This is a genomic window from Spirillospora sp. NPDC046719 (assembly GCF_040645715.1).
GTDB lineage: Bacteria > Actinomycetota > Actinomycetes > Streptosporangiales > Streptosporangiaceae > Spirillospora.
This window is the reverse complement of the sequence record NZ_JBEYYT010000348.1, coordinates 1-10,401: the sequence shown is the minus strand read 5'-3', so window position 1 is coordinate 10,401 and position 10,401 is coordinate 1. Positions and strand designations below refer to the sequence as shown.

The window sequence follows — 10,401 nt, the reverse complement described above, 5'->3', positions numbered from 1 at the left end:
CGGCCCCGCCGCCTGCGCGACCGCCGGCCGCCCGGACGGCCGCGCGACCGCGGCCGTCCGGACGCGCGGCATCGACCTTGGTCGGTATCCCGCGCGCCCCCCCGCCCGGCAGGCTCCACGGTATGAACGACCCGAAGTCCTACGACGGCCTGTCCTCCTTCGTGTTCATGCTCGGCGTGTACACGGGCGTCGTGCCGTTCATCAGCAAGCTGTTCGGCTGGAAGCCGGACGGCCCGAAGCGGTTCCTCGTCATCGCGCTGCGGCTGCCGTCCCCGGCCTGGTGGATCGTGTCGCTCCTCGCCATCGGCGCAGCCTTCGCCCTGCTGTGCTGGATCGACACCGCCAAGAAGCGCCGCTTCCCCGGCTGAGCCGGGGACGTCAGGCGTGGCGGTCCTGGACGCCGGCGAGGAGGCGGTCGCCGGCGCGGCGGCCGAGGCGCGCGAGGGCCCGGTTCGCGGCGGGCGAGACGCGGGCGAGGGTCCGGGCGGCGTGCGCCTCGACCGCGACCGGCACGACCGCCGCGTCCTGCCGGACGGCCCGCAGGATCGCCCGCGCGACCTTCTCCGGCGGGAAGCCGCGCCGCTCGATCGCGCGGCCCATCGTCTCGCGCAGCTCGGCGTCCACCGCCGGGGCCATCCCGACGAACCGGGTCCGGCGGGTGATCGGGGTGTCGACCGCGCCGGGGCAGATCGCCGTCACGCCGATGCCGTAGCGCTCCATGTCGAGCCGGAAGCACTCGGCGAGCTGGAGGACCGCCGCCTTCGTCGCGCCGTAGGCGGGCAGCTCCGGGCTCGGCGTGAACGCGGCCAGCGACGACACGATGACGATGTGGCCGCCCTCGCCGCGCTCGACCATCTGCCGTCCGAACAGCCGGGAGCCGCGGTACATGCCGTCGAGGTTGATGGACCGGATGCGCGCCCAGTCCTCCTCCGGCGTCTCCAGCAGCGAACCCGCGAGCGCGATGCCGGCGTTGTTGACGACGACGTCCGGGACGCCCCAGATGTCCTTCACGTACCGGGCGAACCGCTCCATCGCCTCCGGGTCGGCCACGTCCACGCCGTAGACGTGGGCCTCGCCGCCCGCCGCGCCGATCTCGTCCACGGTCCGCTTGGCGCCGCCCTCGTCGATGTCGGCGACGACGACGCGCGCCCCCGCGTCGGCGAACGCGCGGGCCGTCGCGCGGCCGATCCCGCTGCCCGCGCCCGTGACGACGACGAGGTCCCCGCCGAACTCCTTGCCGGGCTCGGCGGCGGCGCGCGCGTGCGCGAGACCGGGCGTCTCGGGCCCGCCCTCGACGTGCTCCACGAACTCGGTGATCCAGCGGGCGACCAGGTCCGGGTGGCTGCGCGCCACCCAGTGCCCGGCCGGTGCGCGGCGCACGTACAGGTTCGGGACGACGCCGCGCGGCGACAGCAGCAGCGGCTGCGACCCGTACCGGTCCTTGATCGGGACGATCAGCTGGGCGGGCACGTCGGTGCGCCCGTCGCCCTCGGAGGCGCGGCGGGCACCGTCCGGCGACCCACCGCGGCGGCGCCCCATGTTCGCCCGGTACAGGCCGAGCCCGTTGCGCGCGTCCCGCGCCAGCGTGGCGGCCGGATGCCCGGGACGCGGCTCGGCGCCCTCCCGCAGCCGCAGCCCGCGCGCGAACCCGGCGGGCAGCAGCCGCGCCGCCAGCTCGCCCGCGCGCGGCGCCATCAGCACCGGCATGTAGACGCTGCGGCGCGCCTGCCCCAGCACCTCCCGCACCCCGCGCGGCCCGGACCGGACGGCGGTCCGCACCCAGCGCGCGAGATGCCGCCGGTCCGGCCCCGAGATCGAGGTGAACGAGGCGAACCGGCCGCGCAGCCGGTCGCCGATGACCGCCTCCCAGCCCTGTACCGACCCCCAGTCGTGGCCGACGAGGTGGACGGGCTCGTCCGCGCCGACGCCGTCCAGCACCGCCTCCAGGTCGCCCATCAGCGCGTCGAGGCCGTAGTCCAGCGGGTCGGACGGCGCGGACGAGCCGCCCGCGCCGCGCACGTCGTAGGTGACCACGCGGAACCGGCCGGCGAGGCGCTCGGCAACGTCGTCCCACATCGCGCCGGTGTCGGGGTAGCCGTGGACGAGGACGACCGTCGGCCGGCCGCCCTCCCCGCGCTCCCGTACGGCCAGTTCGATCCCGCCCGACCTCACCCGCTGGTCCCGCATCGGCGCTCCCTACCGTTCTCCGGGGGTTTGCCCGAGAACCTACGCCGATGAGGTGCGCTGTCCAGGGCCTCTCAGCGGACCGGCTGGCGGAGGATCGTCCGCGCCTTCGACTGGTCCGGCTCGTTCGGGTCGGACAGGTAGATCTCGTGGTGCAGGCCGTTCACCTCCAGGCCCTCCGCCTTCATCAGCGCGTCCATCTCGGCGAGGCTCGCGGGCTCGTCCGCGTACGGGCCGCGGTGCAGCATCTGCACGCAGCGCCCGTCGGTGAACGTGACGCGCTGGACGCGCGCCGCCGCCGGCACCCCCTGCCTGACCTCCGTGACGGCCGCCTCGATCGCGCCGGCCTCGACCGCGCCCTCCTCGTCGGGGAGCCGCAGGAACAGGTGCCACCACCACTCCTCGCGCGGCACCTCGAACGGGGAGCGCTCGTCCTCCACCCACCAGCGTCCCTCCAGCGGGACCATCGGCACGCCGAGCGCGCCCATCACCGCGTACAGCGCGCCGACGCTCGCCCCGTACGCCGCGCCGCCCGGCTCGCCGCGTCCGGTGACGGCCAGCCCCGACACCGGGCCGAACTCCGCGATCTCCGGCTTCTCCGCCGCCTCGTACCAGCTCATCGGACATCCTCCAGTCGGATCAGCACCCGGGTCTCCAGGTGCTCGGGCGGCGTGCTCCCCGGGTCGTTCAGGTAGACCTCGCGGACCGGCCCCGCGGGCGCGTGCCCGTGGTCGCCGAACCAGGCCAGCACGCCGTGGACGGTGAGCGCGATCTCCTCGTACGGGCCGGTGTGCAGGGCCTGTGCGAACGCCCCGCCGGGCAGGACGTCCTCGCCGGACGCCGACTCCAGCGCCACCCGCACCTCGAACTCGTCGGCCATGTCCAGCGGGAACAGCCCGGCGAGGCTCGGCGGCCCCTCGGCCTCCGGCAGGAGCCGGGCCACGCAGGCCCCGGTGGCGGCCGCGATCGTCGTCGGGGTCGCCGCCTCGCGCGCGATCCGCACCCTGCGGGCCGGCTCCTCGGCGACCGACACCTCCGTCTCGGGCAGCCCCTCGGCCAGCACCCGGTCCAGGAGCCGGAGCGCGCGGCGCCGCCGCGCCACGTCCGCCTCCAGCCGGTCCCGCGCGTCCTTCAGCGCCGCCGCGCCCTGGCCCGCGAGGACGCGCGCCACCGCGGGCAGCGGGACGTCGAGCTCCCGCAGCATCCCGACCATCAGCGCGTCCCGCGCCTGTTCGGGCCGGTAGTACCGGTAGCCCGACGAGGGGTCGACCCATGCCGGGGCGAGAAGGCCCAGGTCGTCGTAGTGGCGCAGCTGCTTGACGCTCAACCGGCACAGCCGCGCGAACCGCCCGATGGGCAGGAGATCGTTGCTCACGTCCTCAGCCTGACGTCTCCCACAGTGGGAGAGTCCACTCGGGACGCGACCAGGGACGCGACCGCGGTCGCGGCTAGGGGCGCGCGGTGAGTCCCGTGCAGGCGCGCAGGCCGTTCCACCGCTTCACCTCGGCGGCCGCCGTCGCGCCCTTCATCGGGATGGGCAGCCCGCCGGTGATCTGCGCCGGCTTCCACTTCGCCTTCGTGACCTTCCGGCCCTCCACCCGCAGCAGCAGCACCCCGGACTTCGCCGTCTGCCCTTGCGCCGACGAGAACACGAAATTGCCCATGCCGTAATGGACGTACCGGCCCTGCAGGTACCCGCCGCCGAGCGGGATGTGGGCGTGCCCGCCGACGACGATGTCCGCGCCCGCGTCGACGAGCGCCTTGGCGAGCTCCTGCTGCCGCGGCAGCGGGCACGCCTTCAGCTCCTGCCCCCAGTGCAGATGCACGATGACGAGGTCGGAGCCCTTCCGCGCGTCCTTCACCGCCTGCACCATCCGCGGCACGTCCTTCGCCGACGCGAGGCCGCCCTTGCCGCCGGTCGCCGTCCACGCCGAGACCAGGTTGTCGTCCAGTACCTGCGTCGCGCCGACGATCGCGATCCGGTTGCCCTTCACGGTCGTCCGGTACGCCCGGTACGCCTGGTCCGCGTTACGGCCGATCCCGACGATCGGGAAGCCGCTGCGCCTGATCGCGGCGAGGGAGTCGCGCAGGCCCTCCTCCATGTAGTCCATGCCGTGGTTGTTCGCCATGGACGCGACGTCGACGCCGGCGCGGCGCAGCGCGGTCAGCGCCGTCGGCGGCGCCCGGAACGTGAACTCCTTGCCGGGCGCCGGGGTGCCGCCCGTCGTGATCGCCGTCTCCAGGTTCACCATGGCGAGGTCGGCGGCCCGCAGCGTGGACGCGACGGGCCCGAGCGCGGTCGCCGGGTTCGCCAGCCGGGACCGCAGCTGCCCCTCGAAGTGGGTGTCCCCGCCGAACGCGAGGACGATCGGCTGCGGCGCCGCCTTCGACGGCGCCGTTCCCCCCTTCGGCTTCGCCGGGGCCGTGGCCGCCGGCGGCGTCGCCCCCGCGGCCTCCGGCCCGTCGGACCCGCCGCACGCGGACACGGCGGCGGCGACCAGCACGCCCACGGCTGCCACGGCGAAAACGCGCATGGGAGACCTCCCCGTCTTGATCGGCCAAGCATGGCACGACCAGGACAATCCCCCCACCCCACCCCCGACCACATCCGGCCCTCAGGGCGAATCCGCCCATTTCCTCAACACCGGCGACCCCACGCACTCGCACTCCGCCCGCAGGCCGCGGCGAAGGTCAGGAGGCGGGGTCGGCGGGGGTCTCCTGGCCGTTGGGCTTGCCCTGGGTGAGCTGGTAGGGCGGGATCGGGTCGCTGGAAGAGATCTCCCGGGGCGCTTCGGGCTCGTCGGATCCGGACGGCTCCGGGTCCGGTTCGCGAGTGGGGCCGCTGAACGCCTGGGTCACGGCCTGGAGGGCGCTCGTCACCTCGCTCGGGATCACCCAGAAGGTGCTGCCCTGGCCTTCGGCGAGCTTCGGAAGGGTCTGGAGGTACTGGTAGGCGAGCAGCTTCGGGTCGGGGTCGGCCGCGTGGATGGTGGAGAAGACGCGCTCGATCGCCTTCGCCTGCCCCTCGGCCTCCAGGACGGCGGCCTGCTTCGCGCCCTCGGCGCGCAGGATCGTCGACTGCTTGTCGCCCTCCGCCGTGAGGATCTTGGAGGCGCGGGCGCCCTCGGCGGTGAGGATCGCCGCGCGCTTCTCGCGCTCGGCGCGCATCTGCTTCTCCATGGCGTCCTTGATGGACGCGGGCGGCTCGATCGCCTTGATCTCCACGCGGGTGACGCGGATGCCCCACTTGCCGGACGCGTCGTCCAGCACGCCGCGCAGCGCGGTGTTGATGCGGTCGCGGGAGGTGAGGGTGGCCTCCAGGTCGAGGGTGCCGATGACGTTCCGGAGCGTCGTCGCGGTGAGCTGCTCGATCGCCTTGATGTAGTTGACGATCTCGTAGTCGGCCGCGCGCGGGTCGGTGACCTGGAAGAACAGCACGGTGTCGATGTGGACGACAACGTTGTCCTCGGTGATGACGGGCTGCGCCTTGAACGAGACGACCTGCTCGCGCAGGTCGATGAGCGACTTGACGCGGTCGACGAACGGCAGGACGAAGCTGATGCCGGGTTCGAGGGTGCGGTGGTAGCGGCCGAGGCGCTCGACGTTGCGGGCGCGCGCCTGCGGGACGATCCAGACCGACCGCATCACCGCGGTGGCGACCACGGCCAGCCCGGCGACGACGACGATGAGCAGGGCGATGGCGATCTCGGTCATGGTGTCTCCTCGCCCGGCCCGCCGGGGACCGGGTACAGCAGGGCGGTGGCGCCTTCGATGGCGAGGACGTCGGCGGCGGCGCCGGCCGGGATGACGAGGTCGGGGTCGTAGGGGCGGGCCGACCACTCCTCGCCGCCGATCCGGGCGCGCCCGCCGGCGCGGGACACCTCGGTGAGCGTGAGGGCCTCGCGCCCGACGTGGGCGGCGGCGCCGGTGCGCAGCGGCGGCGGCTGCCGGATGTGGCGGCGCGCGACCGGCCGGACGACGGCGAGGCCCGCGGCGGCACCGGCGGCGAAGACGGCGACCTGGCCGGCGAGGGGCAGGCCGGCCGCGCCGGTGAGGCCGGCGGCGAGCGCGGCGACGGCGAGCAGGCCGAGCGCGAGCGTGAGCGTGAGCAGTTCGGCGATCCCGAGGAGCGCCGCGATCAGCAACCAGACGACCCACGCGTCCATAGCAGCTCCTTGTGGCTGCCGGAAGTCCTCAACAACAAAGTAACTCCGGAACGTGGAAATGGCGCCCCCTGGAATTACGCGACAGAATGGAGTTCGGCCCCACAGGAGGAGCGTCGACACATGGGTGACCGCACGGCCTTCCGCACTTGTCCCCTCTGCGAGGCCCTTTGCGGGCTGGAGCTGACCCTCGACGACGGCGGCGCGGTGACGCGCGTGCGCGGCGACAGGGACGACCCGTTCAGCAAAGGGTTCCTGTGCCCGAAGGGCGCGACGCTCGGGGTCCTCGACGGCGACCCCGACCGGCTCCAGGAGGCGCTCGTCCGCGACGGCGACGCCCACCGGACGGCCGGCTGGGACGAGGCGTTCGCGACGGTGCGGCGGGAGCTGGCGCGGGTCGTCGAGCGGTACGGGCGGGACGCGGTGGCCGTCTACATCGGCAACCCGACGGCGCACTCGGTGGCGGGGCCGCTGTACGCGTCGGCGATCGTGAAGGCGCTCGGTACCCGCAACCTGTACACGGCGAGCACCGCCGACCAGATGCCGAAGCACGTGAGCTGCGGGCACATGTTCGGCGACCCGCTCGCCATCCCGGTGCCGGACCTCGACCGGACCGGGCACCTGCTGATGCTGGGCGCGAACCCGCTGGAGTCCAACGGGAGCCTCGCGTCGGCACCCGACTTCCCCGGCCGGCTGAAGGCCATCCGCGCGCGCGGCGGAAAGGTCGTCGTCGTCGACCCGCGCCGCACGCGGACGGCGGCGCTCGCCGACGAGCACCTGTTCATCCGCCCGGGGACGGACGCGTTCCTGCTGATGGGGCTCGTCCACACGCTGTTCGCCGAGGACCTCGTCACGGTGCGCCTCGACGGCATGGTCAACGGGCTGGCGGACATGCGGGCCCTGGCCGTCGACTTCGCGCCCGAGCGCGTCGCGCCCGTCACCGGCGTCCCCGCCGAGACCATCCGCCGGACCGCGCGCGAGCTGGCCGCCGCCGACCGCGCCGCCGTCTACGGGCGCATCGGCACGTGCACGCAGGCGTTCGGGACGCTCAACAGCTGGCTCGTGGACGTCCTGAACGTGCTGACCGGCAACCTGGACCGGCCCGGCGGCGCGATGTTCCCGCGCCCCGCGCACGCGCCCGTGTACCGGCGCAAGAAGCCGTTCACCACCGGGCGGTGGCGCAGCCGCGTCCGGGACCTGCCCGAAGTCAACGGCGAGTTCCCCGTCGCGACCCTGGCCGACGAGATCGAGACGCCCGGCGAGGGCCGGATCCGGGCGCTGGTCACCATCGGCGGGAACCCCGCGCTGTCCGCGCCGAACGCCGCCCGCCTCGACCGCGCGCTCGCCGGCCTCGACTTCATGGTGAGCGTCGACCCGTACCTGAACGAGACGACCCGGCACGCGCACGTGATCCTGCCGCCGCCGCGCCCGGCGCAGACGCCGCACTACGACATCGCGCTGACGGGCCTCGCCGTCCGCGACTACGCCCGCTACTCGCCGCCGGTCGTGCCGCTGCCGGACGGGCGGCCGAGCGAGTCCGACCTGCTCGCCCGCCTCGCGCTCGCCGCGTCCGGCGCCGACGGCGACCCCGCCGCGCTCGACGAGATGATCATCTCGACGACGCTGCGGAAGGCGACCACGCTCCCCGGCTCGCCGGTACACGGCCGCGAGGCGGACGAGCTGCGCAAGATGCTGGCCGAAAGCGGCACCCTCACCGAGCAGCGGCTCGACATGATGCTGCGGCTCGGCCCCTACGGCGACGGCTTCGGCGCCGACCCGTCCGGCCTGACCCTCACCCGGCTGCGCACCGAGCACCCGCACGGCCTCGACCTCGGCGCCCTCAAGCCCCGCATCGACGAGGTGCTGTGCACGACGTCCGGGCGCGTCGAGCTGTGCCCGTCCACCTGCGCCGCCGACGTCGACCGCCTGCACACCGCGCTGCGCTCGCACAGCCCGTCGGACGGGGGCTTCGTGCTCATCGGGCGGCGGCACCTGCGGTCCAACAACAGCTGGCTGCACAACGTCCCGGAACTGGTGCGCGGCTCCAACACCTGCACGCTCCAGCTCAACACCGCCGACGCGGCCCGGCTCGGCGTCGGCGCGGGAGACACCGTCCGGGTCGCCTCCCGGGCCGGGTCCGTGGACGCCGTCGCCGAGCCCACCGACGCCGTCATGGCGGGCGTCGTGAGCCTCCCGCACGGCTGGGGGCACGACCGTCCCGGCACCCGCACCGCCGTCGCCCGCGAGCACGCCGGGGTGAACGTGAACGCCGTCACCGACGAGCAGGAGATCGACCCGCTGTCCGGCAACGCCGTGTTCAACGGCGTCCCCGTCACCCTGACACCGGTACGTCCCTGACCTGGTCTTCCCAGGGTGAGCGCTCCCCTGAAACCCCCGTCACGGTCGACGGGCCGTTTCCCGCTCCGCCGGCGCGCCGCGCGAAACGGCCCGTTCGCCGATCTCGCTCCGCGTGCGCGCCCGTTGGCGGGCCGTGTTTAGCCCCGGCGCGTCCAGGTAGGTATCCCTCGCCGCGGGCGGCTCGGGCCGCCTCGAACGTCACACGGGGGATCGACTAACCTCGCAATCGAGCGTCCCATTACGGCCGTCTCTAACCAGTGGGCCGGACGGAACCGATGGGTCCGGGCGCCGCCTCGGGCGGGCCGCCCGCACGCACCCGAGGGAGGGACATGAACCGGCGGTCGAGCAACATCTTCCGGCGCGGCGCGGGGACACAGGCGTCGCAGCGGCTGGCGGACGCGACGGAGACCATCGAGCGCGCGAGCGGCCTCGACCGCACCATCCGGGTGCTGTCCACCGCCGTGCGCAAGACGCTCCGCCCCGGCCCGCTGAAGGACACCCTGCACGGCGTCCCCTTCGGGCATCCCGCGCACACACCCCTCACCGACGTGCCGATCGGCTGCTGGATGTCGTCGGCGATCCTCGACCTCATGCCGGGGACGGCGCGCGCCTCCCAGACGCTCGTCGCCGCCGGGCTCGTCGGGGCCGTCCCGACCGTGCTCACGGGCATCGCCGACTGGTCCGCGCTGCACCGCGAGCAGCAGCGCGTCGGCCTCGTGCACGCGTCCGCGACGGCCACCGCGAGCATGCTCTACGCGGCGTCCCTCGCCGCCCGCTACCAGGGACGGGACGGCGCCGGGAAGGCGTTCGGCTTCGCGGGCCTCACCGTGCTGTTCGGCGGCACCTACCTCGGCGGGCACCTGGCGTTCCGGCAGGCCGCGGGCGCCAGCCACGCCGACCAGACGTCCCACCTCGTCGCGACCGGCTGGCACGACCTGTGCGCCGCCGAGGAGCTGCCGGACGGCTGGCCGGTGCACCGCCGCCTCGGCTACATCAGCCTGTTCGTGCTGCGCGAGGGCGACGAGATCAACGTCCTCGCCGACCGGTGCAGCCACCTCGCCGGGCCGCTGCACCAGGGCCGCGTCACCACCGACGACAACGCCGAGACCTGCATCGTCTGCCCCTGGCACGGCAGCACCTTCCGGGTCCGGGACGGCTCGGTCGTGCACGGCCCCGCGACCGCCCGCCAGCCCTCGTTCGAGACCCGGGTGACCGACGGGATCGTCCAGGTCCGTCCCACGGGCTGACCAGCGCGTTTCACCCTCTTCGCGGCGGTTCGCGAGACCCGTTTCGGGGTATAAGTCGAATATACGTTCGACGATCGGAGGTTCGCGCCGATGAAGGGCGACAGGGTCGAGATCGTGATCGACGCCGGCGGCGAGGGGACGCGGACGTACGAGGTGGTCGCCGCCCGGGCGGGGCGGCGCGTGGAGGTCGCGACGCGGCGCGGCGTGGTGGAGGTCAGCGAGGTCACCCGCACCGGCACCCCGGTCCGCACGGCCCGCTTCATGGCCAGCCGCGTCCTGGCCCTCGTCGAGTACCCCAACAGCGACGCCCACCCCGACGACCCCACCCCACCCACCTGACCCAAACCCGCCCAGCCCCACCCCCAACCCCGGCGGGTCTGAACCCCAGCCCCGGCGGGTTGAAGCTCAGCCACCTCACGGGCGTGCACGCGGAGCGAGTGCAGCGAGCG

Annotated in this window: 10 protein-coding genes; 4 read left to right on the top strand and 6 right to left on the bottom strand. The window is 74.3% G+C overall.

The window, feature by feature from the left end:
- Positions 1-122 precede the first annotated feature (122 nt).
- The gene (locus ABZ914_RS38345; protein ID WP_500199351.1) at positions 123-368 is read left to right on the top strand and encodes a hypothetical protein; all 246 of its coding nucleotides are present in this window, start codon (positions 123-125) and stop codon (positions 366-368) included.
- A gap of 10 nt (positions 369-378) precedes the next feature.
- Here the strand turns inward: ABZ914_RS38345 and ABZ914_RS38340 are convergent, their stop codons facing one another.
- From ABZ914_RS38340 to ABZ914_RS38315, 6 genes are all read right to left on the bottom strand, one after another.
- A complete protein-coding gene (locus ABZ914_RS38340; protein ID WP_500199350.1) occupies positions 379-2,187 on the bottom strand; it encodes an SDR family oxidoreductase in 1,809 nt (602 codons plus the stop codon).
- A gap of 71 nt (positions 2,188-2,258) precedes the next feature.
- The gene (locus ABZ914_RS38335) at positions 2,259-2,804 is read right to left on the bottom strand and encodes a GyrI-like domain-containing protein (protein ID WP_500199348.1); all 546 of its coding nucleotides are present in this window, start codon (positions 2,802-2,804) and stop codon (positions 2,259-2,261) included.
- Positions 2,801-3,559 carry a MerR family transcriptional regulator gene (locus tag ABZ914_RS38330; protein ID WP_500199346.1) on the bottom strand — a complete coding sequence of 253 codons (759 nt, stop codon included), beginning with the start codon at positions 3,557-3,559 and terminating at the stop codon, positions 2,801-2,803. The genes ABZ914_RS38335 and ABZ914_RS38330 overlap by 4 nt, the downstream gene beginning before the upstream one ends.
- A gap of 73 nt (positions 3,560-3,632) precedes the next feature.
- The gene (locus ABZ914_RS38325) at positions 3,633-4,718 is read right to left on the bottom strand and encodes a CapA family protein (protein ID WP_500199345.1); all 1,086 of its coding nucleotides are present in this window, start codon (positions 4,716-4,718) and stop codon (positions 3,633-3,635) included.
- A 157-nt stretch (positions 4,719-4,875) separates the two neighbouring features.
- A complete protein-coding gene (locus ABZ914_RS38320; protein WP_500199344.1) occupies positions 4,876-5,898 on the bottom strand; it encodes an SPFH domain-containing protein in 1,023 nt (340 codons plus the stop codon).
- Positions 5,895-6,350 carry an NfeD family protein gene (locus tag ABZ914_RS38315; RefSeq protein WP_500199342.1) on the bottom strand — a complete coding sequence of 152 codons (456 nt, stop codon included), beginning with the start codon at positions 6,348-6,350 and terminating at the stop codon, positions 5,895-5,897. The genes ABZ914_RS38320 and ABZ914_RS38315 overlap by 4 nt, the downstream gene beginning before the upstream one ends.
- A 120-nt stretch (positions 6,351-6,470) precedes the next feature.
- Between ABZ914_RS38315 and ABZ914_RS38310 the strand changes: the two genes are divergently transcribed.
- The 3 genes from ABZ914_RS38310 (at position 6,471) to ABZ914_RS38300 (ending at position 10,291) form a co-directional block, all read left to right on the top strand.
- Positions 6,471-8,705 (top strand): molybdopterin-dependent oxidoreductase, encoded by a 2,235-nt coding sequence (locus tag ABZ914_RS38310; RefSeq protein ID WP_500199341.1) that lies wholly within the window; start codon positions 6,471-6,473, stop codon positions 8,703-8,705.
- Positions 8,706-9,034: 329 nt separating this feature from the next.
- Positions 9,035-9,952: a Rieske (2Fe-2S) protein gene (locus ABZ914_RS38305; RefSeq protein ID WP_500199339.1), complete on the top strand. Its 918-nt coding sequence runs from the start codon at positions 9,035-9,037 to the stop codon at positions 9,950-9,952.
- Between the two features lie 90 nt (positions 9,953-10,042).
- The gene (locus ABZ914_RS38300) at positions 10,043-10,291 is read left to right on the top strand and encodes a DUF8836 family protein (RefSeq protein WP_190856103.1); all 249 of its coding nucleotides are present in this window, start codon (positions 10,043-10,045) and stop codon (positions 10,289-10,291) included.
- Positions 10,292-10,401: the final 110 nt, after the last annotated feature.

Excerpts from the sequence above, each read along its gene's own strand:
- ABZ914_RS38305 (WP_500199339.1), top strand. The coding sequence starts at position 9,035 with ATGAACCGGCGGTCGAGCAACATCTTCCGGCGCGGCGCGGGGACACAG.
- ABZ914_RS38315 (WP_500199342.1), bottom strand. The coding sequence starts at position 6,350 with ATGGACGCGTGGGTCGTCTGGTTGCTGATCGCGGCGCTCCTCGGGATC.
- ABZ914_RS38325 (WP_500199345.1), bottom strand. The coding sequence starts at position 4,718 with ATGCGCGTTTTCGCCGTGGCAGCCGTGGGCGTGCTGGTCGCCGCCGCC.
- ABZ914_RS38300 (WP_190856103.1), top strand. The coding sequence starts at position 10,043 with ATGAAGGGCGACAGGGTCGAGATCGTGATCGACGCCGGCGGCGAGGGG.
- ABZ914_RS38320 (WP_500199344.1), bottom strand. The coding sequence starts at position 5,898 with ATGACCGAGATCGCCATCGCCCTGCTCATCGTCGTCGTCGCCGGGCTG.
- ABZ914_RS38345 (WP_500199351.1), top strand. The coding sequence starts at position 123 with ATGAACGACCCGAAGTCCTACGACGGCCTGTCCTCCTTCGTGTTCATG.
- ABZ914_RS38310 (WP_500199341.1), top strand. The coding sequence starts at position 6,471 with ATGGGTGACCGCACGGCCTTCCGCACTTGTCCCCTCTGCGAGGCCCTT.
- ABZ914_RS38335 (WP_500199348.1), bottom strand. The coding sequence starts at position 2,804 with ATGAGCTGGTACGAGGCGGCGGAGAAGCCGGAGATCGCGGAGTTCGGC.
- ABZ914_RS38340 (WP_500199350.1), bottom strand. The coding sequence starts at position 2,187 with ATGCGGGACCAGCGGGTGAGGTCGGGCGGGATCGAACTGGCCGTACGG.